The organism is Oceanidesulfovibrio marinus, assembly GCF_013085545.1.
In the GTDB taxonomy this organism is placed as follows: Bacteria; Desulfobacterota; Desulfovibrionia; order Desulfovibrionales; family Desulfovibrionaceae; genus Oceanidesulfovibrio; species Oceanidesulfovibrio marinus.
On record NZ_CP039543.1, the window covers coordinates 67,709 to 93,742 of the forward strand.

19 protein-coding genes and 1 pseudogene are annotated in these 26,034 nt (G+C 63.0%); 11 read left to right on the forward strand and 9 right to left on the reverse strand.

Annotated elements, in window-relative coordinates; translation table 11 throughout:
* Positions 1 to 70 precede the first annotated feature (70 nt).
* Positions 71 to 907, reverse strand: a complete 837-nt coding sequence (locus E8L03_RS00305) for a sirohydrochlorin cobaltochelatase (RefSeq protein ID WP_244963611.1) — start codon at positions 905 to 907, stop codon at positions 71 to 73.
* 180 nt (positions 908 to 1,087) lie between these two features.
* Between E8L03_RS00305 and E8L03_RS00310 the strand changes: the two genes are divergently transcribed.
* A complete protein-coding gene (locus E8L03_RS00310; protein WP_171266240.1) occupies positions 1,088 to 4,042 on the forward strand; it encodes a chemotaxis protein CheB in 2,955 nt (984 codons plus the stop codon).
* Positions 4,043 to 4,093: 51 nt separating this feature from the next.
* Here the strand turns inward: E8L03_RS00310 and E8L03_RS00315 are convergent, their stop codons facing one another.
* From E8L03_RS00315 to E8L03_RS00325, 3 genes are all read right to left on the reverse strand, one after another.
* Positions 4,094 to 6,187, reverse strand: a complete 2,094-nt coding sequence (locus E8L03_RS00315) for a PAS domain S-box protein (protein WP_171266241.1) — start codon at positions 6,185 to 6,187, stop codon at positions 4,094 to 4,096.
* Positions 6,188 to 6,252: 65 nt separating this feature from the next.
* Positions 6,253 to 7,122: an alpha/beta fold hydrolase gene (locus E8L03_RS00320; RefSeq protein ID WP_171266242.1), complete on the reverse strand. Its 870-nt coding sequence runs from the start codon at positions 7,120 to 7,122 to the stop codon at positions 6,253 to 6,255.
* Between the two features lie 30 nt (positions 7,123 to 7,152).
* Positions 7,153 to 8,985, reverse strand: coding sequence for a cell envelope integrity protein TolA (locus tag E8L03_RS00325; RefSeq protein WP_171266243.1), 1,833 nt, complete (start codon positions 8,983 to 8,985; stop codon positions 7,153 to 7,155).
* 347 nt (positions 8,986 to 9,332) lie between these two features.
* Here E8L03_RS00325 and E8L03_RS21165 point away from each other — a divergent pair.
* The 9 genes and pseudogenes from E8L03_RS21165 to E8L03_RS00365 form a co-directional block, all read left to right on the forward strand.
* Positions 9,333 to 9,512: pseudogene (locus E8L03_RS21165) on the forward strand (MerR family transcriptional regulator); the annotation flags it as partial.
* A 21-nt stretch (positions 9,513 to 9,533) separates the two neighbouring features.
* The gene (locus tag E8L03_RS00330; protein ID WP_244963613.1) at positions 9,534 to 12,980 is read left to right on the forward strand and encodes a hypothetical protein; all 3,447 of its coding nucleotides are present in this window, start codon (positions 9,534 to 9,536) and stop codon (positions 12,978 to 12,980) included.
* A gap of 258 nt (positions 12,981 to 13,238) precedes the next feature.
* Positions 13,239 to 13,664, forward strand: coding sequence for a Mor transcription activator family protein (locus E8L03_RS00335; protein ID WP_171266245.1), 426 nt, complete (start codon positions 13,239 to 13,241; stop codon positions 13,662 to 13,664).
* 8 nt (positions 13,665 to 13,672) lie between these two features.
* Positions 13,673 to 14,107 carry a hypothetical protein gene (locus E8L03_RS00340; RefSeq protein WP_171266246.1) on the forward strand — a complete coding sequence of 145 codons (435 nt, stop codon included), beginning with the start codon at positions 13,673 to 13,675 and terminating at the stop codon, positions 14,105 to 14,107.
* A gap of 119 nt (positions 14,108 to 14,226) precedes the next feature.
* Positions 14,227 to 14,478 carry a hypothetical protein gene (locus E8L03_RS00345; protein ID WP_144304950.1) on the forward strand — a complete coding sequence of 84 codons (252 nt, stop codon included), beginning with the start codon at positions 14,227 to 14,229 and terminating at the stop codon, positions 14,476 to 14,478.
* Positions 14,479 to 14,482: 4 nt separating this feature from the next.
* Positions 14,483 to 15,139 carry a helix-turn-helix domain-containing protein gene (locus E8L03_RS00350; protein WP_171266247.1) on the forward strand — a complete coding sequence of 219 codons (657 nt, stop codon included), beginning with the start codon at positions 14,483 to 14,485 and terminating at the stop codon, positions 15,137 to 15,139.
* The gene (locus E8L03_RS00355; protein ID WP_171266248.1) at positions 15,129 to 16,472 is read left to right on the forward strand and encodes a phage terminase large subunit; all 1,344 of its coding nucleotides are present in this window, start codon (positions 15,129 to 15,131) and stop codon (positions 16,470 to 16,472) included. The genes E8L03_RS00350 and E8L03_RS00355 overlap by 11 nt, the downstream gene beginning before the upstream one ends.
* A gap of 50 nt (positions 16,473 to 16,522) precedes the next feature.
* Entirely contained in the window at positions 16,523 to 17,911 is a 1,389-nt protein-coding gene (locus E8L03_RS00360; protein WP_171266249.1) for a hypothetical protein, read from the forward strand.
* A gap of 69 nt (positions 17,912 to 17,980) precedes the next feature.
* Positions 17,981 to 19,354 carry an L-serine ammonia-lyase gene (locus tag E8L03_RS00365; protein WP_171266250.1) on the forward strand — a complete coding sequence of 458 codons (1,374 nt, stop codon included), beginning with the start codon at positions 17,981 to 17,983 and terminating at the stop codon, positions 19,352 to 19,354.
* Between the two features lie 241 nt (positions 19,355 to 19,595).
* Here E8L03_RS00365 and E8L03_RS00370 read toward each other — a convergent pair whose 3' ends face one another.
* A complete protein-coding gene (locus tag E8L03_RS00370) occupies positions 19,596 to 19,985 on the reverse strand; it encodes a Ros/MucR family transcriptional regulator (protein WP_144304945.1) in 390 nt (129 codons plus the stop codon).
* A 384-nt stretch (positions 19,986 to 20,369) separates the two neighbouring features.
* The gene (locus E8L03_RS00375) at positions 20,370 to 20,771 is read right to left on the reverse strand and encodes a Ros/MucR family transcriptional regulator (protein ID WP_144304944.1); all 402 of its coding nucleotides are present in this window, start codon (positions 20,769 to 20,771) and stop codon (positions 20,370 to 20,372) included.
* Between the two features lie 624 nt (positions 20,772 to 21,395).
* On the opposite strand from E8L03_RS00375, the gene E8L03_RS00380 reads away from it, so the two are divergent.
* Positions 21,396 to 21,836, forward strand: coding sequence for a hypothetical protein (locus E8L03_RS00380; RefSeq protein ID WP_144304943.1), 441 nt, complete (start codon positions 21,396 to 21,398; stop codon positions 21,834 to 21,836).
* 20 nt (positions 21,837 to 21,856) lie between these two features.
* Here E8L03_RS00380 and E8L03_RS00385 read toward each other — a convergent pair whose 3' ends face one another.
* The 3 genes from E8L03_RS00385 to E8L03_RS00395 are packed head-to-tail and all read right to left on the reverse strand — an operon-like array spanning position 21,857 to position 26,026.
* A complete protein-coding gene (locus tag E8L03_RS00385) occupies positions 21,857 to 22,075 on the reverse strand; it encodes a hypothetical protein (RefSeq protein ID WP_144304942.1) in 219 nt (72 codons plus the stop codon).
* A gap of 33 nt (positions 22,076 to 22,108) precedes the next feature.
* Complete coding sequence (locus E8L03_RS00390; protein WP_144304941.1) at positions 22,109 to 22,579, reverse strand: hypothetical protein; 471 nt, start codon at positions 22,577 to 22,579, stop codon at positions 22,109 to 22,111.
* A gap of 12 nt (positions 22,580 to 22,591) precedes the next feature.
* Entirely contained in the window at positions 22,592 to 26,026 is a 3,435-nt protein-coding gene (locus E8L03_RS00395; protein ID WP_144304940.1) for an ATP-binding cassette domain-containing protein, read from the reverse strand.
* Positions 26,027 to 26,034: the final 8 nt, after the last annotated feature.

Sequence of the window (26,034 nt, forward strand, 5' to 3'; positions counted from 1 at the left end):
ACGAAAGAGTTGTTCGAGGGACGCTGTCCCTCGGTCACCCTGCCAGGGAGCATTGCTCCCTGGACCCAGATCAGGGGTCCAGGGGAACCGTGTTCCCCTGGCCGCCGGAGGCTTGATCCGAATCCAGCTCGGACACAGCCGTGGTCAGGTGGCTGATCCAGATATCGGAGAGATCTTCGTTTTCCACGGCGCCGCGCATGACGGGTTTGCAGGCAAAGCCGGCGGCTTCGATGCGCGATTTCCAGGAGTTCGGGCCGTCGCCGGCCATGTCGCGTTGCACGTGGGCTCCCACCACGGCCAGCAGGGGAATGAGCCAGACCGTGTTGACCGTGTCGCGGCGCAGGGCGTCCAGCAGGGGCTCCAGGGAATCGATGCCCTCCAGGGTGCCGAGCTTCACCAGGGGGTCCTGTTCGGCCAGTCTGGCGGCCAGGCTGTCGTACACGGCGTCTCCCTGGTGCCAGGTGCCGTGGCCCATGAGCAGCACGGCCTCGTGCGGGGAGCGTTCCGGCGGCAGGTTGCGGAGAATCGCCGCGGCGGCGGCCTCCACGTCGTCCGGCCCGGCGAGCAGGGGGGCGCCCAGGGTGGTCCGGGCGATGGGACCGTTTTCCTCGGCGTCGCGTACGGCGCGTTTCAGGTCCTCGAACTCCTTGCCCGGGATCACGTGCAGCGACTGCACGGCCACGGTCTCGAAGCGTTCGAAGCCCACGCGCGCCAGGGCTTTGCTCACGGAGTCGGTCTTTTTTCCTTCACCTGCCAGCCGCTCGCGGATGCGGCCCGAGGTGAACGCCCAGCGGACAGTGCGGCCGGGGAACGCCTCGCGCACCTTGGCCTCGAACCGCGCAAGAATGCGGTGGGCCTGGGGTTCGCTGGAGCCGAAGGCGGCCAGAAGGATTGCCGATCGCGTCATCATCGCGGAATGGTAGGCCAAAGTCGCAACGCGGGCAACACGAATGCGTCCATTTGCGAGCCGGCGCAGGCTGTTCTTGTATTCAATCACGGAACGACGTACTGAGGTATATGCAGGGAATTCCCTGCTATCTACCCGAGCCGCGAATCTGGCTGTATTAACATAAATTTGAGGTTCACCATGGGATCAAACGATCCAGGCAGCAGCGAGGACATTCAGCAGGATGGCCAGCAGGCCGGGAAAGAGAGCAAGACCGGCTCCTCGTTCTATATTGTCGGCATAGGCGCATCGGCGGGCGGGCTTGAGGCTCTGGAGAGCTTCTTCGACAACATGCCCCTGAGCACGGACTATGCGTTCGTGGTCGTGCAGCACCTTTCGCCGGACTATAAAAGCCTCATGCCGGAGCTGTTGCACCGGCATACGGAGTTCAAAATCCTGCAGGCCGAGGACGGCATGCAGGTGAAGCCCGGGCATATCTATCTGAATATGCCCAAGAAAAACCTCATCATCTTCAATGGAACGCTCTTCTTTGCTCCTCAGGAAGAGGGACTGAACCTGCCCATTGATATCTTCTTGCGATCGTTGGCCGAGGACCAAGGCGAGAAGGCCGTGGGCGTCATTCTCTCCGGCACGGGTACGGACGGAACCCGCGGCATCCGGGCCATCAAGGAAGCCGGCGGCATGGTCATGGTCCAGGACGAGGAGAGCGCGCAGTTCGACGGCATGCCGCGGTCCGCAGTGGGCACCGGCATTGTGGACTATGTGCTTTCTCCGGAGCGCATGCCCCTGGAGCTGCAGAACTACACCCACGGGCGCTACACTCTGGCGTTTCGCGACAAGCAGCAGGTCCTGGACTCCGACGACGCCGTGGCCAAGATCCTGGGCATGATCCGGACAACGACGAGCATCGACTTCTCTTTCTACAAGCCAAACACCATCCTCCGCCGCATCGAGCGCCGCATGGGCATCAACCAGATCGAGACGGCCGAGGAGTATATCCGGTTCCTGGAGGAATCGCCCAACGAGGTGCAGACCTTGTTCCGGGAGATTCTCATCGGCGTGACCAAATTCTTCCGCGAGCCAGACGCGTTCGAAGTGCTCAAGCAGAAGATCCTGCCGGTGATTTTTCAGGACAGGAAGCGGGGCGATCCGGTCCGCGTGTGGGCGGCCGGCTGCTCCACAGGGGAGGAGGCGTACAGTCTGGCCATCATCCTGGAAGAGTACTGCGAAGAAAATGGCGTGCACTGCGATATCAAGATATTCGCGACGGATATCGACAAGAATGCGTTGGACTTCGCTTCCTACGGCATCTATCCGGAATCCATTGTCGCCGACATATCCATGGAGCGCCTTGCCAGGTACTTTCACAAAAAGGGCGAGAGCTATCAGGTAAAACCGCAGATCCGCGAGAAGGTTATCTTCGCCTTTCACAATATTCTGAAAGATCCGCCGTTTGCGCGCACTGACCTCATAAGCTGCCGCAACCTTCTGATCTATCTGCAGACGCCGATGCAGAAGCGGGTGCTCAGCAACTTCAAGTTCTCGCTCAAGTCGCACGGCTTTCTGTTCCTCGGCTCCAGCGAGACCGTGGGCGATGCGTCCAGCGCCTTCAGCTCTGTGGACGTGAAGTGGCGGCTGCTGCAATACCAGGGCAGCCGGGAGCGCCTGGACACTGTGGAGACGATAGCCACAGCGAGCGATGCCCTGCGGCGGATGGAGCTGCAGCGCCCATCCCTCGGCATGCCGGAGCCCAGGGCGAGCAAGCTCGGGGAGTCCGTGCTCGAGGATGTCATCTCGGCCTGCATGCCGCCGGCAGCTCTGGTGGACGAGGAGCGGAGCGTCCTGCACATCTTCGGCGACGTCAGCCACGTGCTGCACCTGCCCCGGGGACGGATGAACACGGACATCACCCAGATGGCCGTGAAGGATCTGTCCATCCCTCTGGCCACCGGGCTCCAGCGCGCCATGAAGAACTTCGCGAAGGTGGAGTACCGGAACGTCGTCATCCGCGACAAGGACGGGAAGGAGGAGAGCAGCCTGGACCTGTCCATCCGCCCGGTGGGAGAGGGTGGCGAGCATCCGCGGTTCATCGTGATATTCAGGACGCGCGGACCGGAAGAGGCCGTGGATGACGGCGAGGTCGTGGACTACAACGTGCAGGAGCATGTGCAGAAACGCATCGAGGACCTGGAGCAGGAGCTGCAGACGACGAAAGAGAACCTGCAGGCCACGGTGGAGGAGGTGGAAACCTCCAACGAAGAGCTGCAGGCGACCAACGAGGAGCTCCTGGCCGCCAATGAGGAGCTGCAGTCCACCAACGAGGAGCTGCAATCGGTCAACGAGGAGCTTCTTACCGTCAACGCCGAGTATCAGAAGAAAATTGGGGAGCTCACGGAGCTCAACGACGACATGGACAACCTCATGGCGTCCACGGACATCGGCACGCTGTTTATCGACGTGGATCTGTGCGTGCGCAAGTTCACCCAGCCCTCGGCCAAGGTGTTCCACCTCATCAAGTCCGATCTGGGCCGGCCCATAGCCCACATCTCCAACGAGTTCGCCAACTACGATTCGTTCCAGAAGGATGTGGAGGAAGTGCTGCGCAGATCCAAGGCCAAGGAGGTGGAAGCGACGGTCAGGGACGGTCTGTGGTATCTGGTGCGAATTCTGCCTTACCGCACCGGCGGCAAGGTGGTCACTGGCGTCGTCGTCACCCTGATCGACATCACGGAGCAGCACGAGGCCAAAGGGCAGATTATCAACCACAATGAAGAGCTGACCAAGCTCTTGGAGACATCGCCGGCCGCGACCATCATGGTGACTGCGGAAGGCGACATCCGCTTCGTGAACAGCGAAGCCGAGCAGATGATCGGCCTGGAACACTCGGAGCTGACCGGCATGAGCTTCTTCGACGCCGGGCTCAGGATGACGGACGTCGAAGGAAAGCCTCTGCCGGACGAGGAGAACCCCTTCGCCATCATCCGCAAGAACGGGCAGCCCCTCTTGCAGGACACCGTGGCCCTGCATCCGGACGGATCAATCGTGGAGGTCGATGTCTCGGGCAAGCCCATTCTGGGGCCCAAGGGCGAATTCGACGGCGCCGTGTTCAAGTTCGAGAGGCTGACGCACAAATAATTCGCCGTATCGGGATCTCCACATGCATGGCGGATAGGCCGCCGGAACAGATCAGGAGCCGGTGCTCTCCATGCCCTGGCGAACCTTGGCCAGCACGGAGTGCAATTCGTCCATGTCCAGAGGCTTGGACAGATAGAAGTCCATGCCCCTGTCGATGAAGCATTCCTTGTCCCCTTTCATGGCGTAGGCCGTCATAGCGACAATGGCGATGTCTTTGGGCAGCCCCTCTTCGCCGTCGCGGATCATGCGGGTGGCTTCCACGCCGTCGAGCCCAGGCATCTGCACGTCCATGAAAACACAGTCGAACTGCTGCTCGCGCAGGGCCTGGAGCGCGTCATACCCGTTGGCCACGGCCGTCACGTCGTGGCCGAGCTTGCCCAGCAGCCGCGAGGCGAAGGTGCGGTTCACCAGATTGTCCTCGGCCAGGAGAATTCTGATGCGGCCGTTGGCCACGGGCTGCGCAGGCGCAGCAGGCTTGCTTTCCTCGGTGCAGCTCTCCTTTTCCTGCACGATCTGTACGGGCAGAGAAACATAGATCGACGTGCCCTTGCCGCTCTCGCTTTCCAGGCACAGGCTGCCGTCCATCATGCGCACCAGCCCGCGGACGATGTTCAGGCCGAGGCCGGAGCCCTGGTGCTTGCGCGAGAAGGAGTTGTCCGCCTGGGTGAACGAATCGAATATTCGGGTGAGGGCGTCGTCCGGGATGCCGCAGCCCGAGTCCTCCACCGTGAGCAGCAGCCGGGTTCCGGAGCCCGAGCCATAGCCCAGGTCCCACAGCCCCACGCGCACGTCCCCTTTTTCCGAGAACTTGACGGCGTTGGAGATGAGGTTGTTGAGGATCTGGCGCAGCCGGCCGTCGTCGCCTTCGATGCAATCGGGAAGCGTGTTGCCCAGGGTGTAGCTCAACCCTACGCGGCCCATGGCGGCCTGGTTGGCAAAGGCGTCCGTCACGGAGCGCACCAGCTGCTTCAGATGCACCGGCTCGCGGCGCATCTCCATCCTGCCGGCCTCGATCTTGGAGAAATCCAGAATGTCGTTGATGACTGTGAGCAGGCCCTTGGCCGAGTCCATGGCCGTATGCAGATAGTTCGCCTGCTCGTCGTCCAGCCGGGTGCTCAGGGTGAGCTGGAGCATGCCCATGATGCCGGAGATAGGCGTGCGTATCTCATGGCTCATGTTGGCCAGAAACCGGCTCTTGGCGCGGTCGGCGCTTTCTGCGGCCTCCTTGGCGGCCACGAGCTTCTCGTTTGCGTCCTTCAGCTCGGTGATGTCCTGCACGATGCAGATGAACGCCCGGGGCGCACCGCCCGGGTTGAGGATGGAGCTGGCTGTCACGGAGGCCGGGAACTCCCTGCCGTCCTTGGTCTGGAACGTGGTCTCAAGCTGGGCGCTGCCCTGGGCGAGGAGCTGGCTGAGGTCCATGCGCAGGGAATCGAGGATGTTCCGCGGCCAGTAGGGGAACGGCGGGCCCTGGTCCAGCAGCTCCTCGCGGGTGAAGCCGGTCAGGGTGCAGAATGTTTCGTTCACGTCTATGTGGTAGCCGCGGTTGTCGATGACCACGATGCCCAGTCCGGCGTTCTGGATGATCGAGCGCTGGCGCTTCTCGGCTTCCTCCAGCCGGAGCTGCGCCACGGCCAGGTCGGTCACGTCCGTCATGCTGGCGATGAGCTCGACCCTTGGCTCGCGCTTGAGCAGCCGGAGCTGCATCCGGATGTAGGCTATCTCGCCGTCCTTGCGGGGAATGCGCAGGCGGCGCACCGTGTCGCGGGAGCCGAGCACGGCCTCTTTGATCGCGCCGAAGAAGCTCACGTGGTCCTGCGGGGCAAGGTAGACGACGAACGGCTTGTGCATGAGCTTGCCGCGCGGCATGCGCAACATCTCAGATGAGGTCTGGTTGGCCTTGAGGATGACGCCGCATTCGTCCAGCACCAGATAGCCGCCGGGCGCTGCCTCGAAGAGATTCTCGTACTCTTCTTTCAGCACGATCAGCTCTTCCTGGCGCGAGGCGAGCTCCTGGTTCTGCAGCTCGAGCTCGATCTGGTGGACGCGCATCTCGTACAGAGATTTGTCCGTGTCCGCCGAGTCGCCGTCCGGATTCTGCTTCGATAATACTTCGATGGCTTGCTTGCGTAGATCGTCGGTCATGTTGTGCGTCGGATAAAGATGAGAAAGTCCATATATACTAGACTACCATGGGAGTTAATACAAGATCATTCAGGAAAAATGCGGATTCTTGCGGGGTCCGGAAAGCAGGCCAGGGCGCTGCGATGGCCCAGCAGGGTCCGCCAGGGGCCGATCCAGTCGCGGCCGTGGCCCATGCCCGACACATTCACTATCTGCAGACACGGCGCATTTCCGAGCGCGTGAAAGAACGCCACCGTGGTGGCGGGCGGTACAATCGCATCCTGTTCGCCGCAGAAGTGGATCTGGGGGATGGCGCGCAACGCAGGGGCCGCGTCCACGGGATTCAGGGAGTCTGCCAGCGGCGTAACACCGTGGTGGCGCGTCCAGGCCTGGTGGTCCAGGTCGGCGGCCACGGTGATGAGCGAGGCGACGTCGTTCTGCGAAGCCGCCAGCAGGGCGGCCATGGCGCCGCCGCCGGAATGCCCCACCAGATGCAGCCGGCGGGCGCCGAATCGCCGGAGCGCCTGGTCCAGAGCTCTGCTCATGGCGGAGATCATCTGCGGGCCGTAGCGGCCCAGGGTCCAGTCCACGGGCGCGCATTCGCGCCACGAGTCCGGCTGCTCCGGCCCGGTGAACTGGCACGGCCGGCCGAGGTAGAGGACGTTGGGAGCCGGGTCCTGCACGGCCAGGGCAAGGGCTACGGGAAAGTCCGGCGTGGGGTTGGGTGAAACCGTGGAGCGGGAGAGGTAGGGGCGGCCGTCGCCCTGGATGTAGACCACGAGGTCGTCCCCGCGGCCCTGGCTGTGGAATCCGGTGATCAGGTAGTCGCCGGCGTCGAACCGGACCTGTGTAAAACCGCGGTCTGCGGCGAAACGCCGCGCATCCGACAGGCTGCGTTCCCAGCGTGCGCCACAGCCGGCCAGCACCAGGGCTAAGCCGACTGCGGCGAAAAGCACGGCTAGGCGCGCAGTCCGGAGCACCACGCGCTAGAAAGGCTTGTCAAAGGCGCCAAGGGTTATCTTCTGGCGTTTGCCCACGCCGCCGCGCTGCTCCAGCACGGAGAGGCGGTTGGCCAGCTCGCTGCCTTCGAGGATGCGCCAGTGCGCCTCGATGAGCGCATGCAGGGTCTTGGCCTGGTTCGGGTCCAGCTCGCCCAGGGACACGGCGCGGACCACGGACTCGCTCGCCTGCAGAATGTTCTCGTGGGTGTCCAGCGGCGGCAGATCGATGTGCAGCCGCGCCTCGTCCACCGGGGCCAGAACGCGCTCGATGCACAGGGCCAGGGCCTGGACATCGCCGTCCAGCGCCTTGGAGACCACGGCGTCGGCGAGCTCGTCGGCCTTTTCCATGAGCTTGCGGCGCATGACGGCGGCGGAAGGCGCGTCCAGGGTGACGGCGCTGGGGTCCTGGATTTCTGGGATGCTCTCGGCGGCAGTGTGCCCTTCGCTCGTCACATGCTCCACGGAAGCCTCCTTGGCTGCTGTACGACGCGGCTTGTCGGCGGAAATGGTGAGTCCCGATTTGATGGGCCCGGACGAGGTGAAGAATCCGGAGCTGGAAAGGGTGTCGCGGTAGCCGCCCGGCTGCGGCTCCGGCTCTGTCTGCTGCGGCGCGAACTGGGCCGCGAGCTCTTCCTCCTTGGAGGAGACGCGCTTGCCGATGGCCTGCTTAAGCTTGTCGAGATCCATGTTGGGCGGCGCGGAAGGCGGTGTGGACGGCGGAGTGGGAGCCGGATCGGCCTGTTTCTGTTCGAGAAGCGACTCAAAAGCCGTCCCGATCGGATCCTTGGCAGGTGGAACCACCATGGGCGGCTGTTTGGATGCGTCGGAAGATTCGGCCGCGCCGGGCTTCTCGGAAGCGGCCGGAGTGGAGAAGGGCGTTCTGGCGGCCTCGAAATCGGGCTGCTCGGCCTTGACAAATGCGGGCAAGCCTGGGCTGGATGGCGCTTCCTTGGCCGCTTCTGCCGCAGGCTTTTTCTCCGCGGCCTTGGGCTCTTCCTTCTTTTCCTCGGCCTTGGATTTGGCGGCGGACTTGTCCTCGTCCGCCTTGGCTTCGTCCTTCTTGGCCTCGGCCTTGGGCTCTTCTTTTTTCGCGTCCGGCTTGGCCTCGACTATGGCCTCAGGCTTGGCGTCGACTATGACCTCTGGCTTGGCTTCGGCTTTCTTTTCGTCTGATTTCTTGGCCTCGGCCTTTGGCTCAGGTTTCTTGTCCTCTGCCTTTTTCTCGTCCGGCTTAGTCTCTGGCTTGGGCTCGTCTTTTTTGGCGTCCGGTTTGGCTTCTGCCTTTGGCTCTTCCTTCTTGGGCTCAGCCTTGGACTCCGGCTTCTTTTCTTCGGCTTTGGACTCGGATTTCTTCTCTGCAGCCTTGTCCTCTTCCGCCTTGGCTACGTCCTTCTTGTCGTCCTTCTTGGCTTCGGCCTTGGGGGCTTCCTTTTTCTCGTCCGACTTGGCCTCGGCTTTCTTGTCGTCAGCCTTTTTGGCCTCGACTTTCGGCTCGGGCTTCTTGTCCTCGACCTTTTTCTCGGCCGGCTTTGGCTCTTCCTTCTTGGGCTCAGCCTTGGGTTCCGGCTTTTTCTCAGTAGCTTTGGGCTCCGGCTTTTTTTCCTCGGCCTTGGGCTCGGCTTTCTTCTCCGCGGCCTTGGCGGACTCTTCCTGCTCGGAGAAACGGGCCATCTCTTCCCATGAGGCGCGGTCCTCATCGGTGAGCTCGTTTTCCCAGACCTCGCGTGCAGCACCGGCAAGGATGCTTTTGTCGACCTTGTATTCTTTGCTGAATACTTCGGTGAAGTATTCAAAGCCACTGCGATACTTGGCGCTCATGTGTCCATGTCTCCGCTGTGTTCAACGTGTCTTTAAGGGATTGGGCGGGCCTCAGGAAATCCACCGCAAATGGACCCTAGCACGTCCGCTTATCATGAGCAATTGCCTGGGATTAACATGCGTGGAGCAGGTCTGGCGGGCTTTGGGCCCCGTCAATGGCGGCTTTAATGCCCAGGCGCACCATAACCACCGATAATCGCATGCTTTAGGGGTTGTTAACTCTTGTCTGGATGTGGTACAAGTCAGCACCATAAGTGTGTCCGTGCTTATTAATTGGGCAACAGCCTCTTCAGCAGGCGCATAACAACGTTACTACGATGGATAACGAGCTCGTCAGTATTGCAGACATGGCTACGGCTACCGGGTTACAGGAAAATACCGTGCGACGGTACGTTTCCGATCACCCCGGCGTTTTCATTCCTGCTACGAGCTCTGGGCGAACGCTTTACGATGCCAGTGCCATCGAATTGCTGTCGCGTGTTCACGACCTGACCGGAGCCGGGTTCTCCAGACAGGAAATAACAACGTCTCTCCAGGAAACACTCGAGATGGCTTCGAACCATTCATTCTCCGGCAAGGATACCGACCTGGCGGACATGCTCCGGCAGGCGGTTACCGAAGGCGTGGCGGGCGGCATCAAGACTCTGGTGAACGAGTTGCAGGCGGCCAACGACCGCCTTGCGGCCCTGGAGGCACGGCTCGACGCAGCCCTGGGCCTGAGTCCCGAGGCTGGTCCGGCCGCGGACTCGGCGGCGAGCACCAATGCCCTGGCGATCAGCTCCATTCCGATAGCCGTGCAGGAATCCAGGGAAGCGCTGACGCCGTTTGAAGACACGGTGGAAGAGCCGGAGCCGGAGCAGGCGTCGCTCTTCAAGAGCAGCGCGCCGGCCGCTCCTCCCATCGACAAAGCGCCTGTAAAGGAATCTGTCGAGTCGGAGAAGAAGGTCCCGGCAGAGGAATCTGCAAAAGAGCCTGCCGAGCCGGCGAAGAAAGCCGTTGCCGACACGTTCGCTCCGGAGGTGGCCGCGGATATGGGCGGCGGGTTCACCCAGGAAACGCCCATGGTTTCCGAGCCCGCCGGGCAGAAAGAGCCCGAGAGCCAGGCCAAGAAGGCTGATGCCATAGCCGAGCTGCAGAAGGCGGTGGCCGAAGAGGTCGCCATGCCCGCGGACAAGGCGGACAAGGCGGACAAGGCAAAGATGGCGCCGACCAAACCGGCGGATAAGGCCGAGCCGGGCAAGCCTGCTGAGCCGGAAAAACCCGAGGATAAGGCCAAACCTGGGGACAAGGCCAAGGCGGAGCCGGCTACGCCCGCGGATAAGGCCGAGACAAAGCTGGCCAAGCCTGCGGATAAAGCCAAGGCCGAGCCGGTGGCGGGGACGACCGCTTCGAAACCGTCTGAGCCGAAGGCTGAAGAAAAGGCAGCCGGCCCCGAAGAGGCGCAGGCCGAACCCACGGATGCCTTTGCGGCTGCAGCCAAGGCGCGGGCCAAGAAGCCCGAAGCCAAGGCGGAGCCCGAGCCGGAGAAGAAGGCCGAGGCGAAGAAATCTGAGCCCAAGGCTGCTGAGGATAAGAAGCTCGAACCCAAGCCCGAAGCCGAAGAGACGAAGAAAGCGCCTGAGGCTAAGGTTGAGGCCAAGGCTGAGCCGGCCAAAGAAGAGCCCAAGAGCGCAATCAAGGCCGAGGAAAAGAAAGCCGAGGCCAAGGTCGAAGAGAAGGCCGAAGAGAAGAAGACCAAAGAGAAGGCCGAGGACAAGAAGTCTGAGGTTAAGAAGGTCGAGGACAAAAAGGCCGAGACCAAAGCGGACGAGAAGAAGCCGGAACCCAAGGCCGCACCTGAAAAGGGGGCACTGAAGACCGAGGCCAAGCCTGAGGCCAAGGCGGCGGAGAAGGAGCCCGAGGCCAAGCCGGAAGGGAAAAAAGACGAGCCCAAGCCTGAGGCCAAGGCGGCGGAGAAGGAGCCCGAGGCCAAGCCGGAAGGGAAAAAAGACGAGCCCAAGTCAGAGGTCAAGCCTGACGAGAAAAAGGTTGAGGCTAAGAAGTCGGAGCCAAAGGTCGAGGCCAAGAAGGCCGACGACAAGAAAGCCGAGGCCAAGCCCGAGGTCGCAAAGGAAGAGCCAAAGGCCGCGCCTGCCGCTGGAGCCGGGTTGGATCTGGATACCGGCATCGACAGCATCGATCTGGACGAAGACTTTTTCGATGAGGAGGTCCCCACCATCGAGCTGGAGGAGGTGGTCGTCGAGGAAGGGCCTGCAAAGACGGCTGCAGAGACCACCAACTTCGATTTCGGCGGCCCGGAGTTTGACATAGAGAGCGCCACGGCTGATCTGCTCAACGATCTCGAAGGGCGGGATGTTTCCCCGGAATGGGAGTTCGAGGTTAACGCGTTGGCGGAAACCGACAAGACCCTGCCTGATTTTTCCGAGGAAGACGCCGAGGACACCTGGGAGTTCGATACTCCGGCAAAGGATTCGGGTGCGCCGGACGAGGCTGAAGCCCCCGGGGCCGAAGATATTTTCCTTGAGGAGACGCAAAAGCCCGTGTCGGCGGAGCTTTCGGACGAGCTGCTGGGCGATTCCGGGAAGGCCGAGGAGCCAGATGTCCTGGATCTCGACGCCGCGACCATGGTGGGCAAGAAGGAGACGCCGAAGCCTGAAGCCGTTGCAATGGGCGCTCCTGAAAAGGTTACCGAACCGGCAGGGCCTGCCGTCCCCGGCAAGGAGACCATCGAACCCGCAAAGGTCGCGCCGGCTGACGCAAAGGCGCAGAAGGAAGAAGCCAAGGCCGAAGCCGCTCCGGCAAAAGCGCCGGAGGCCAAAACTGCTCTGGACAAGGTGGAGCCGAAGCCCGAAGCCGAGAAGCCGGCCAAGGACAAGGTGGCCACGGCTGCCGGGGAAATCAAGCCGGCAACCGAGGCAAAGCCCGCTGAAAAGGCCGAACCCAAAGCGGCTGCGGGTGGCAAAGAGCAGGCCAAGGACAAGGCGGAAACACCCGCCGCCAAGGGTGCTGAACCCAAGGTTGAAAAGGCCGCTGACTCTGACACAATCACGGATACGATCGCGGACAAGACTGTTGAACCCAAGGACGAGAAAGCGCCTGCCGCCAAGGCCGAGCCCATGCCGGCCGAGGGCAAGAAGGCGGCGGAAGCGAAGAAGCCTGACGAGAAAAAGAGCAAGCCCGAGAAGCCTGAAACGGGCAAGGTTGCTCAGGCAGACACCGGCAAGGAGCCGGCCGCGCCTGAGGCCAAGGCTGACAAGCCCGAGCCCGAGAAGGCCGCGCCTGTATCCGAGCCCGAGAAGATTTCGACCGAGCCGGCCGCCGCAAAGCCGCCGGAGGCGTCCAAGCCTGCTGCGGAACCCGCGAAGCCTGCGCCAGCTGCCGAAAAGACGGCCTCCGCAAAGGAGCCGGCGGTAGAGAAACCGGCCGAAGCCGTGGAAGTCGCCGAGAAGAAGGCGCCGACGCCTGCTCCTGACGAAGCTTTGGAAGCCGAGGCGGAGATCATCCTGGAGCCGGAGGCAGAGGCTGAGCCGGCCCCGCAGAAGAAGGAGCCGGAGAAGGCGGAGCGCAAAAAGCAGACCGCCGAAGCGCGCAAAAAGGAAGAAGAGGCGCGCAAGAAGGAAGATGAGGAAGCCGACATCGTGCTGGAGGTCGGCGAGGAGGGCGAGGAAGGCGAGGAGAGCGAGGAGACGACCGACGAGGCTCCGGAGCGCCAGATCATCTTCAACGAGTACAACGAGCCCACGCAACCGCCTGTGACGCCACGGGAAACGCGCCGTGTCATCTGGTACATGCACAAGCGCGGCTGCGAGCTCACCCAGATTGCCGACTACCTCGCCCTGGAGCGCGTGCCCACGTTCTCCGGTCGCGGCACCTGGAACAGCGAACGCGTCTCCCAGGTGGTGAAAACCTTGGAGCGCCGCGTGAAAGAGCGTAAGCAGAAACGCCAGAGCGACAGGCCGGCCAAGGTCAGCGCCATGGACGACCTGATCGGCTGATCGCGCCTACGTATTTGATTGATCCCTTCAAGCCCGCCATCCGGCGGGCTTTTTTTGTTCTTCGCATCCGAATGCGTCCATACAATTAGACTGAAGCATCCACACCCCACAGCGGCCAGGATGCGGCCATCGCTTCACTGCGTTCAATCGCGTCAAGAGGGCAGAGCCGGGGTTCTGGAGGGCAGCGGCGGGTAAGTGCGTGCTGGCTCCTGCTGCGCCGATACACTGGTGTCCGGACGCACAACAAGGAGTGATGCAATGGACGCCATACAACAGGAAGCCAGGCATGGAGCCGGTTTGGACCCCGGCGGTTCGGAAGAAATGCAAGAGTGGTCGGCGCTGGATTGGGATGCGCTGCCCCGAGGATTGCGCGAGATCAAGGACCTCATCGGTCCGGGCGCGGCGCTCATACTCGCCGAAGAGTACGGCGGCGGTCAGCTCTACGTGCCCTGCCGCATTCGCGAGAGTCATCCGCTTGTCCAACTTATTGGACACGAGAAGGTGCAAAGGCTTTCCCTGGCCTATGGCGGGGACAAGCTGCACGTGCCCAAGGTGGACGCCATCGAGCGGCAGTTCCGGAGGCGCCGCATCCTTTCCCTGCGGCAGACCGGGCGCAGCATCGCGTCATTGGCGCGGGAGTTCAACCTGACATGCCGTCGGGTGCGGCAGATCTGCTCGGCATAGGGGGCGGTATGGATTTCTGGAATGATATCGTCCACTTCACGCCGTCGGAATGGCCGGAGGACCCGAGCCGCGTGGACCCGCAGCTGGTGCGGATGCTGGATCGCGTTCGTTGTGAGGCCGGCGTGGCCATCCACGTCCACACGGCGTGGTCGCCGTCCGGCCACGTGGCCGGCTCCCTGCACGGCCAGGGCAAGGCCGTGGACTTCCACTTCGCTCCGGGCATGACGCCTGTGGCCGAGTTTGCGCTGCTCACGGCGTTCGGGTTCAGGGGCATCGGGCTCTACCCGGAGTGGACGCCGCGGCACGGCTGGCACGTGGACCTGCGAGCCGGGAAAACGCGGCTGTTCTGGACACGCCGCAATGGCCGGTATCGCTACGGGCACGAGGCCATGGCTGCCGCACTGGCGCTTGCCGGTATGCAGGAGGGCAAGGATCATATCTAAAATTTTAGACGCACGTGGTGCCTGGGCACGGAGGACGAACCAATGATGAATGACTGTACACGAACAAACGGCCAAAGCGCCGAGGGCACGGGCCACGCCGCCCGGCAGAGCTGCCGGTCATGAGCGAACGCGAGCTTCGCGACCTCTGGGACGCAGTGGAGAGCCTGCGCGAGCAGCAGAGTGTGACCAATGCGCTGCTTGCGGAGATCCGCACCATTCTCAGCGAGCGGTGCGAGTCGCGCGGGGTCCGCATGACCGATCTGGAACGCGCCGTGGATTCGCTCAAGGCCCGCGTCTGGTGGTTCTCCGGCGCAACCGGGGCGCTGACCTACGTATTCACCAAGATCATTCCGTTCAGGCTGGGAGGTTGAGCACATGGGGTCCACAACCGGGGCGCGGGGGCGTTCGGTGGAGCATTCCCACCGGACGAAATCGCGTGCATCGCGAGGGCGGCCAAGCAAGCTGACGGCCGAGGTCATCGAGATTCTGGCAACCAGCCTGGAGCGGGGGGACTCGCTGGAGGGTGCTTCCGCCGCGGCGGGCATCAGCCGTTCCACGCTGAGCAACTGGCTGCGGCGTGGGGCACGGGCTCTGGAGGAGTTATGCCCCATTGATCCGGCCAATAGCGCGGACAAGGAGGCCCTGTCGCACGAGGCGCTGTACGCCGAGCTGTTCGGCCGGATGCGCCTGGCCCTGGCTCGGGCAGAGGCAGAAAACCTGCGGGTGATCGAGGAGGCCGGACGCGGCGGCGCGCGCATTACCGAGACCGTACGCGTGGTGGACAAGGACGGGGCCGTGGTCAAGGAGACCACGACCACCAAGCAGGCTCCGGCGCAGTGGAAGGCCGCGGCCTGGCGGCTGGAGCGGCTCTACCCCGACAAATACGGCGGCAAGGATCGCGGCGGATCGGGCGGGGGATCGCTGACCGTGGAGATTGTGGAGGACGCGCCGCCGGTTCGCGATGGCAAGGACGAGGACCGGCCCATGGAAAAGAGTCCTGCGCACGATAAAGGCGGCGGGCATGACGGCTAGCGGGGCGTCGTTCGACGGGCCGGAGGACATCCCCGGGGTAGAGGGGCTGCTGAGCGGCGGTCCGGGGCGCCGGGTGCGCTACCACGCTCTGCCACACCAGCTCCGGTGTCTGCGCTCGGACAAACGCTATATCTTCCTGGGCGGGGGCGTGGGCTGCGGCAAGACGGACGCCGGTTCGCTGTGGACGCTGACCAAGGTGAGCCGAACCCCGCGCGGCGTGCTGGGCCTGATCGCGGCGAACTCCTACAGCCAGCTGCTCGACTCCACGGTGCGCAACTTCTACCGCAACCTCAAGAAGTGGGGCGTGGCCTTCACGCCGGAGGAGCTGCCCAAGACGCGCGGGCCATTCAACATCGCGATCAACGTGGGCTCGCACACGGTGGAGATCCTCTGCCGGTCGCTGGAGAACTACGCCATGCTCGCGGGCATCGAGTTTGGCTGGGCCTGGGTGGACGAGTGCTTCCTGGCGCGGCGCGAGGCCATGGACGTGCTCATGGCGCGGCTTCGCGACGGCCGCATGACCAACCAGATGCTGCTGACCACGACCCTGGACGAGCCGGGAAGTTGGCTGCACGAGATGTTCGTGGAGCGCTGCGAACCCGCGCTGATGGACGTGTTCTACGCGCGAACGCACGACAACCACCACCTGCCGCCAGAGTACGTGGACGGGCTGCGCGCCCTGTACGACGAGAAGCTTTTCGCGCGGATGGTGGAGGCCAGGTGGGTGAGCCTTGCCGGCGGAGCCATCTACTACAACTTCGACCGCCAGATCCATCTGACCGAGGCGGCCACGTTCGACCCGGCCCTGCCCATCCTCTGGTCGCACGACTTCAACATTGGCCAGGGCAAGCCCATGTCCTCGGTGCTGGCGCATCTGCGCAAGGGGCCGGACGGGCCGCGGCTGGCCGTGTTCGACGAGATCGTGCTGGACACGGCCGACACCAACGATGCGGTGCGCGAGTTTATGGCCAGGCCATGGCTCAAAGAGAGTCGCGCCGGAGTCATCGTATATGGCGACGCATCCGGACGCGCGCGGGACACGCGGTCCAAGAAGACGGACTACCTCATCCTTTCCCAGGCCGGGTTCTCGCGGCAGAAGGTGCCCCGGAGCAACCCGCCCATCCGGCAGCGGCACAACACGGTGAATGCACTGCTGCGCGACGCCGCCGGCCGTGTGCGTCTGGACATCCATCCGCGCTGCAGCGTGCTGGCCAAGGGGCTGGAGACCGCGCGGTTCGTTTCCGGCTCCGGCTATCTGGAGGACGACTCCCTGCGCGAGCAGCACGTGACCACCGCGCTGGGCTACCTCTGCTGCCGAGAGTTCGGGGTCTGACGCAGCGTCCATGTTTTTGGACAACCCATCAGCAACGAGGAGCATGAACCATGAAGAATGACGAGCTCTTGAAGACGCATGCGGAGTACGGCGCGATGCTTGAGCGCTGGCGGTTCTGGATGGCGGCGTACGAGGGAGCGAGCGCCCTGGTGGCTGCCGGAGCGCTGACGCGGCATCCCAGAGAGGATGCGCAGAGCTACCGCGACCGCTGCAACGAGGCTGTGGGCTTCAACTACAGCCGGTCCATCGTCCATCTTTTCGGGAATTACCTGTTCGAGAAGCCGCCGATGCGCGATCTGGGCGGGCTTGCCGAGGACTCGCTGTGGCAGGCGTTCGAGGCCGACTGCGACCTGTTCGGCTCGGACTTCGCCGCATTCCTGGTGGAGCAGCAGAAGTACGCCTCGGTGTACGGGCACGTGGGCGTGCTTGTGGATACGCCCGGCCGCGGCGCGATGACGCGCAAGGAGGAGCGCGAGCACGGGGTCTACCCCTATGTGGCCGCGTATCACCCGGAGGCCATCCTGGACTGGGCGTACGAGCGCGAGGAGGGCGGCAGGCCGCGGCTGGCGTGGGTCAAGCTGCTGGAAGAGGACGGCACGGTGCTCGTCTACGGCCGGGAGCGCTGGGAACGCTGGCGTCCGGCCGAGACCAGAGCCGGCGCCGTGGCTGCCGATGCGGAGCTGGTGTCCGGCGGGGAGCATCCGCTGGGGCAGGTGCCGTTTGTCTGGCTGATGAACATCCGCGGCCGCCGGCGCAACATCGGGGTTTCGGACATCGCGGACATCGCCCTGCTGGACGCCTCCATCCTGCGCGATCTGTCGCTGGGCTCGGAGGTCATCAAGAACAGCGCGTTCCCCATGTTCCGCACGCCCAAGCAGCCGCCGGACGCCAGCGGGGAGCGCGAGGTGGAGGTGGGGCCGCGCGCGGTTCTGGAGTGGGACCCGGAGTACGAGAACGGGGCCAAGCAGGACTGGCTGGAAGCTGCGGCCAGGGAGCCCATCGAGGCGATCCTGCTGTGGACCTCCAAGAAGGCCGAGGAGATTTACCGCATGGCCAACGCCGGCGGCCTGAACGCCACGCAGGTCTCCGGCGAGGCCAAGAGCGGTGTGGCCCTGCGGCAGGAGTTCCAGCTTCTGAATACGGTGTTGGCGGCCAAGGCCAACAACCTGGAGGAGGCGGAGCGCGCGATCATCGGGCTGTGGCTGGCCTGGCAGGGACGCGGTGGCGAGGTAGGCCGCATCAGCGTGGAACGGCCGAGGAACTTCTCAGTGGAGGATCTGGCCGCCGATCTGGAGAACGCGGCGCGCGGCGCGGAGCTCATTGCCGAGAGCCCCACGTTCCAAAGCGAAATCAAAATGCTGATGGCCAAGCGGCTGTTGCCCAAGGGCGGCGCGGTGCTGGAGCGGATACGCACGGAGTTGCAACCACCGGCCGAATGAACGGACAACGGTCATTGAATCTCCATCGAATGCTTGCGCAATGGGGCGGCATGACGCTAATTACGTGCCATGTCGCCCATCACTACATCACTCTTCGAGCTGTTTACCATCGGCCCTGGCCCTTCGAGCTCGCATACCATTGGTCCCATGCGTGCGGGGTATGACTTCCGCACGGAGCTCGCATCCCTGAACACTTCAGATATGGACGGCGTTCCTGCGCGCGTCCGAACGGTGCTGTACGGCTCACTTGCCGCAACCGGAGAAGGCCACGGCACGCAATGGGCCGTGCTGGCCGGGCTTGGCGGCATGCGTCCGGAAAACTGTCCGACGGATGTGCTGGACTCGCTGCCCGAGGAGAACCCGGAGTACGAGATTCCGCTGGGCGGCGCTGTGACGAAGACGTCTCGCCAGGACATTACGTCGGACACGCTGCGGGTGCTCGATCTCGAACATCCCAACACGCTGGTATTCCAACTTATCGATGCGGACGGGAAGGTGCTGCACGAGGCGGAGTATCAGTCCATCGGCGGCGGCTCCATCCGTCGGCCGGATGCGCCTGCGCCGCACGTTGCGGACGTGCCGCATGATTACGGGACCATGCGGCAGCTCCGTGCGTTGCTGCAGGCGGGCAACGGGTTAACGCTTGATCAGATAATCATACAAAATGAGTGCGCGCTGACCGGGGCCAGCGAGGATGGTGTGCTGGCCGGGCTGGAGACGGTGCTGGCGGCCATGGAGGATGCTGTGCACCGCGGCCTGGCCGCGGAAGGCGAGCTGCCCGGGCCGCTGGGGTTGTATCGCAAGGCCAAGGCCATGTTCAAACGCTTCAGGAAAACGCCGCTGGCCTCAGCTCAGCTGATGCTGGCGCTGGATGCGTACGCCCTGGCTGCAGCGGAGGAGAACGCCGCCGGCCATACCGTGGTGACGGCGCCCACGTGCGGCTCGGCAGGGGTGCTGCCGTCCATTGCACATGTGATGAAGTATCAGATGAAGCTGCCGCAGGATGCGTTGCGGCGCGGGTTGTGCGCCGCCGCCGCCGTGGGGCTGCTGGTGCGGCACAATGCGAGCGTTGCCGGCGCGGAGGTGGGCTGCCAGGGTGAGGTTGGTGTGGCGGCGTCCATGGCCGCGGCCATGCTGGCCATGGGCCGAGGGTACACGATGCACGTGGTGGAGAACGCGGCGGAGTCCGCGCTGGAGCACCATCTGGGGCTGACCTGCGATCCCGTGGCCGGGTATGTGCAGATTCCCTGCATCGAGCGCAACGCCATGGGCGCGGTGAAGGCGTTCAATGCCTTTGTGATCGCGTCCTCCGAGGTGGAGCAACACCATATGGTGGGGTTCGACCAGGCTGTGATCGCCATGGCCGAGACAGGCCACGACATGAATCGGAAGTACAAGGAGACGGCTCTGGGCGGGCTTGCCGCGAGCATGGTGAACTGCTGAGTCGGGCTGTACGCACTATAGCAAACAAGAAGGCCGCCCCGAAACGGGACGGCCTTTTTTGTCGTCGTATCCGCGTTGTACCTGGCGGACGACAGCCGGCAACGCGGTATCACGGCTGAACGGTGCAGCCATGAGGAGCGTAGCAGCAAAGAAGGGAATGCAGCTGCACAAGTGCAGGGAGAAGTCACTCCCGGCAGCGTCTGTTGTGCAAAGGAATCCAGCGGACGCGTGGAACGCGGTGTTACTTTTTGATCCGCTTTTCCCAGAGCTTCATGTCCTTCATCTTTTTGCGGCGTTCTCGTTGGAGCGCCTTGCACACCAGCGGCTGGTTTTTCTTGTAGCCCCACTTTTGGCGATATTCATCGGGGGTGAGGCCAAACTGCGCCAGGGTCTTCTTGGTAATGATTTTGTACTGCTTGCCGTTTTCAAGGCAAGTAATGGACTTTTCCTTGATGGCCTTTTTGGGATCGATGGGCGGCTCCGGTTTTTCAGTGGCGGACTCGCCTTCATCGATGCCTTTGATTCCTTCAGCAAGCTTCTTGACCATGGAGGTAATTTCCTCTTCGGTCATGTTGCGGACACTGGCTTGCGCCTTGACGATTTCAAGGGCTTCCTTGATGTAGCTCTCCATGAAGTGCCTCCATTTATCTCTATGGGGAACGATGCACGTGGACTCTTATTGACTAATGCATGAGAAAAGTCAAGCCATGTTGCAGAAAAACATATCACAACTAAGATAGAATTACATACATCATACGTTCTGTTTGCAGCTTACTATTTGTACATTTCTTCGAAAAATACTCTAAAGAAAATTTAAGGTGAAAAGAAAATTAGGATAATTAAGAGTCAACACGGCGGAATCATCTGCCCGGAGCAGCTTCGGTGTGGCTGCCAGGCCCGGAAAAACAATGCCTGTGTTGAGCAAAAAAAAAACGCCGCCGGACGAATGTAGCCGGCGGCGTGGAGAACTCGTGCAGTAAAAAATGGGGATGTATCGTGCGCGTATAATCCCCAGTTATTTCTGGCCGCGGAGCTCCCAGGGCTTGATCTGCTTGATGCGCTCGCGGCGTTTGCGTTGGAGCGACTTACATGCAAGCGGCTGGTTCTTGGAGTAGCCCCACTTCTCGCGGTACTCTTCAGGCGTCAGGCCGAACTTCGCAAGGTGCTTGCGGGTGAGTATCTTATACGACTTGCCGGATTCGAGGCAAATGATCGCATTTTCCTTGATGGCCTTGGACGGCTCAACAGGGGGTTCCTGCGCTGGTGCGTCAGTGCTTGCATCCGGGCCGGACTCGGAGAGGATGCGGAAATCACGGGTCAGGTTGCGAACCATGTCCATGATTTCGTCTTCGGTCATAACTCGCACAGAGGCTTGCGCCTTTACGATCTCAAGGGCTTCTTTGACAAAGTTTTCCATGTGTTGACTCCCAATGTAACTATTGATTTCTTGCAGTCGTGGATCAGTATCCTCAGTCCTGTACCGCATGCGGGCTCATTGTCAAGCCGGATGCGCTTTGTAACCGTAATTGTCCCGGTGTTGGCGTGCATTCCTTGGTAAATTCAGTCACCAAGCTGCAACGACATTCGGGTAGTTGGTTTCTGCGCCGGAAGTACTGCCACGGCAGCCACGTCAATCTTGCCGAAGGCAGGGGGATACTCCTTTACGCGCAATAGTGCAATTCTTTGCAGCATGCACTGCGAATCGCTTCGTGATATCCTGATGCATCGAACAATGGAATATGGCGCTGCCGTGTTCCGCAAAACCGAGAGTGGTCGCCGCATCGCATGGATGTTGTTGCCCTGGATGGACACTTACTAGGAGTGCAATATGCATACTGTTAAAATTTCGTTATATTTTTCTTCAGGTGCGATGCGAGGGACGCGGTGGCACGAACCTGTTCCAAAAGGTGATTCGGCCGGTATCGGGTCTGGGAGTATAACGCGGCGTTGCATCGGCCTTCTCCAGGCCGTTCTGCTGTGCCTCTGCCTTTTCGGCATGCTGGCCGGCGGCGCATCGCCCGCACGAGCCGAGTCAAAGCGTGTGATACGGCCCACCATAGGCGAGCCGGTCGTCCGCCAGTGGTTCGATGCAATACATCTGCAGGGCTACCGCCGGGTAGCGCTGTTCCACGAGTTCCAGCCCATAGACGGCAGCCTGGTGGCTCGCTACGCCGGCAAGGGCGCGCACTCCGACGACATGCTCTTCATCACATACATGGACGAGGAGCGAAAGCACCCCACGTACGGGATGTTTCGCACTGCATTGGAGATGGTCTCGGTAGGGGCGCGCGGCATGATCGAACGCCGCGTGTTCGACAGCCACGTCTGGTATGGCGATGATTCGGACCGGCCCACCGTGGCTACGGACCTGGGACCCAAGGTGCGGGTGGTGCTGATGAGCTACAAAGGCGTGGAGCTGCAGGGGCTGTTCGATATCGCGAAATCGCTGGACCTCTCCATTCTGGAGAAGGCGCTCAAGTAGCGTCGACAAAGACGCCGCGATCAGGCGGTTTCGGGCTCGTCGATCTGCTCGACGGACAGCGCCCGGAACTGCGGGTAGAACTGCAGCTTCTCCGGCGTGCCGTGCACCAGGTTGGCGACCTTCAGCGCGGCCACCCGTTCACCGATGGCTTCCGTCTCCATGGTGTCGCGCAGGTTCTCCGAAGTGGCGGTCTTCTCGTCGACGAGCGTCGTGACAAACGTCACCTTGTAGCGGGGCATGGCTGTCCTATCCTCGGCGAATGGCTGGAAACGTCAGTTGCACTGCACGTTGCACAGTTGATAGCTGGCCTGCGCGCGGTTGGAGCATTCCTGGGGCGAGGGCGAAAGACCGCACGAATTCAACGTGCTCTGCAGAACGTTGCTGCAGCGTTGGGAACATCTGGAGCGCAGCCTGGTGCGCACTTCGACGCGAACAGTCTTGCCGATGGCCTCGGCCTGCGGGGTGGCAGGAATGGAAGCGCCGCCCGAATATGTCGACGTGGAGCTGCTTTGCAGGAGCTGGTCCAGAGCTGCCGATGAGGTGCCGCTCTGGGTCTGGCCGGAAAGGCCCTGGAGGACGTTCTGTACGACCTGCTGCTGCGTCGCGATCTGGTCTTCAATGATGGACTGGCCCGAAATCGCCGCGGCAGGCGGTGCGCAACAGAGCAGCAGGCCGGACAAAACGCCGGCGGAAAGCGCGCTGCGAAGGGCGGAACGAAGCCATTGTGTGTTGTGAAAGTTCATTTGCTTCACCTATCACTCCATTCCCTGGCTGTCCAGATGGAGCACCTGCCGGGCCGCCCGTTTGAGCCGCCGCCGGGCCATGATGCGTCCTCCGGCCGTGGTGGGTTTGCTGCGCAGGTTCACCAGGGTGAAGGCGTTGAGTAAAAGCCCCATCAGCACCAGGACGGCGGCGTTGAAGTAGGGCGTGGGAATGCCGAAATGGTAGTACGGGGCAGGCTTTTCGCGCACGAAGAGCGGCATCTCCAGGCTGTCGTCGGGGTCGATGTGCCCTTCGGCCACAAGCTGCTTGCGGCGGCGTTCCGCCAGCAGCACGGCGTCGTGTACGTTCTTGTTGCCGAAGGCGTGTTTGCGGTCCTTTCTGAGCTGTTTCAGCTGGCCTTCGAGCGTTTCGATCTCCAGGGACAGCGCCGCGTCGTCGCCGGATGAACGCTCCCGCAAGGCCTTGCGGCGGCGCAGCTCGTCCAGCAGGGCGGTGTGCGCGGTGTCGTAGCTGTTCATGCTCTCCTGCATCACGATGAGCCCCTCGAACGCCCAGCGCGACGGCATGGCCTGGCAGACTTCGGGAATGGGGTTTTCGGTGAACAGCCGGAGCTGCTTGTTCATCTCCTCGTACTCGATCAGCGCGCCGCCGAGCACGATCTGCGGGATGAGCAGCAGCGGCACGGCGTTGAGCGCGGCGCGCAGGGACAGCCGCGGCAGCGAGGAGATGGCCAGCCCCAGGGAGACCCCGGCGAATGAGACGAGGCCCAGGAACAGGAAGTGCTGCAGATAGAGCTCGCGCACGCCGAGTAGCAGAAACGCGGGCACGAGGAAGAGGGCGTTCTGCAGCAGGGCAAAAGCCATGAGCACCAGGAGCTTGCCGGTCAGGTACACGCGGTTGGGCACGTCCACCATGCGCTCGCGCAGAAACACCGGCGCATCGGAGACGATCTCGTGCACGGAGCCGGAGAGCGCCAGAAACATGACCGCAATGACGGCGATGAACAGGAAGGTGCGGAAGAGGTCGTTGGTATACAGGGAGTACTCGCCGGCCGGACTGTAGCGCAGCACGAACCCCAGGCCGGCGCCCAGCAGCGGCGCCTCCAGGAAGGTGACGAGCAGGCTGGACTTGTCGCGCACCTTGTTCAGGCCGTTGCGCGAGGCCAGCGCCGCAATTTGGGAGAAGCGCTCCATGGTCGTGGCCCGGCGCTGCGGCGGCAACTTTTCCTCGGCCGGCATGCGCACGGACGTAATCCACGCGGACACGACCTTCTGGCGGTAGCGCGCCTTCCAGTACCCCGGGGAGTGCTTGCGCTCGCCAAGCTGCGAGCCGTCGATGTCCCGCAGGGTTTCCTCCAGCCTGTCCAGCAAGAGCTCCGGCATCACGGTCTTGCAGGACGGGCACTCCACCACATGCCCCTCGCCGGACTCCTCGTTGCGCGCGCCGTGGCTGCTGAAGTACTCCAACGCCTCGAAGGTGGAGCCGTAGAACGCCAGGCGGCCGCCTTTGTCGATGAGCGCGACCTTGTCGAAGGCCTTGAACAGCCGCGATCCAGGCTGGTGGAGCACGGAAATCACGATGCGCCCGGTCAGGGCGATGTCGGTGAGGATTTCCAGGATGTGCTCGGAGTCCTTGGAGGACAGGCCGGACGTGGGCTCGTCCAGAAAGAAGATGGCCGGGTTGCCCAGCAGCTCCAGGCCGATGTTCACCCGCTTGCGCTCGCCGCCGCTGAGCACCGAGTCCTCCGGCGGCCCCACCCGCGTGTGCGTCTTGTCCCCCATGCGGATGGAGGTGAGCACGGACTCCACCCTCTGGCGCACCTCCTCCTGGTCGATCTCCGGAAAGCGCAGCCGCGCGTGGTAGGCCAGGTTCTCGTACACCGTGAGGTTAGGGAAGAGCAGATCTTCCTGCGGCACAAAGCCGATGAGGTCGCGCAGCCGGTCGAACTGCATGTGTACGTCGATGCCGTCCAGCGTGATGGTGCCGGAGTCCGGCTGCAGGATGCCGGCAAGGACCTTGAGCAGCGTGGACTTGCCGCTGCCGGACGGCCCCATGATGCAGACCATCTCGCCGTACTCGGCCTCCAGGGAGACCTCGTCCAGAGCGCCGCCGCCGGAGGAAAGGAACCCGCCGTGCTGGCCGTGGCTGACGCGCTCCGCCGTGAGCTTGCGGAAGCTGAAGCGCTCGGCCTCGTAGCGCATGTTTTCGAGATCGATCTCGATGAACGTATCGCGCAGGTAGAGCACGTCGCCATGCTCCACGCGGTCGCCTGCAGCGATGCTGCGGCCGTTGAGGTAGGCCTGGTACGGGCAGTCGCCGGGCTCGAAGGACAGCCCGCCGTGGCGGCGCATCAGGTGGGCGCTCCAGCGCCGGGGCAGATTGTCCGCAATGTGCACGGCGCTTTTGGCGTCGTTGGCCATGGTCAGGGCCACGCGGCCGGAGCCTAGGGGGCCGGCCCGGCGGGCGGCCAGCAGGTGGAACATCTCGCGCGGATCGATCTTGAAGCCATTGACGAAGATGGTGTCGTCCAGGCCGATCTCGTGGTCCTTCATCAGGTTCGGGCGGGACCGGAGCTGCGCGCCGTTGACCATGACCAGCGCCTTGATGTCGAGCTGGGTGATGGTCAGCCGCGTGTCGTCCAGGCGGAAGCGGACGATGTCCTCGTCCTTGAGCTGGCGCGAAAGCGCCAGGGTGAAGCCCTGCCGGCGGATGGCCAGGGAGGTCTCGGGCGTGTGCGCCTTGACGCTGAAGTACGCGGACAGATCGCTGGAGCGCAGCACGGTATCGCCGATCTGGATGGTGGAGTGGAGCGAAAGGCGCGTGGTGAAGGCCCGGGTCAGGGCGTGGCCGTCCACTAGCACCCGGATGCCGGCAGGCTCCGTATGACGCGCAGCGATGAGCAGCAGGTTGTGCGTCTTGTAGGCCACGATATCCAGGCCGGGGTAGGGCAGCAGGATGTCGGCCCGCTCCGGATCGCCGGAGATGACCAGGTCCAGCAGGCTCGATTTTTCGAGAATCCAGCCCGGCGTTTCGCTTACGCCGGCGGAGTGCTCCAGAAAGGCCACGTCTTCCGGCGTGATGCTGACGAAGGAGGCCACGGTGCGCGCCGTGCGCAGGGCGAGGTCGCCCATGCCGGCGGCGGCCACGAACTCGTAGGCCGTGAGCAGGCCGGCAATGCGCTCGGGGTAGTTCAGCCGCTCCCGCAAGGAGGCGGTGAATTGCTCCAGGTCAACCGGACGGGTGACGAGCTCCTCGTATGTCTCCAGAAAAAAAGCGGTGATGTCTTGCGGATAAAGGGATTCGTAAAAGGTCCAGACAAAGGCGCGGGCTCGTGTGGCGATCTCGTCCGACTCCGACTCGCCCACCTGCGCGATGACCGCCAGCAGCTCCAGCGTCCGCATGGCCAGACTCTGGGACAAGGCGCTGCGGATGTCGGGGTCGAGTTCGATGACGCCGGAAAAATGCATGGGACGGC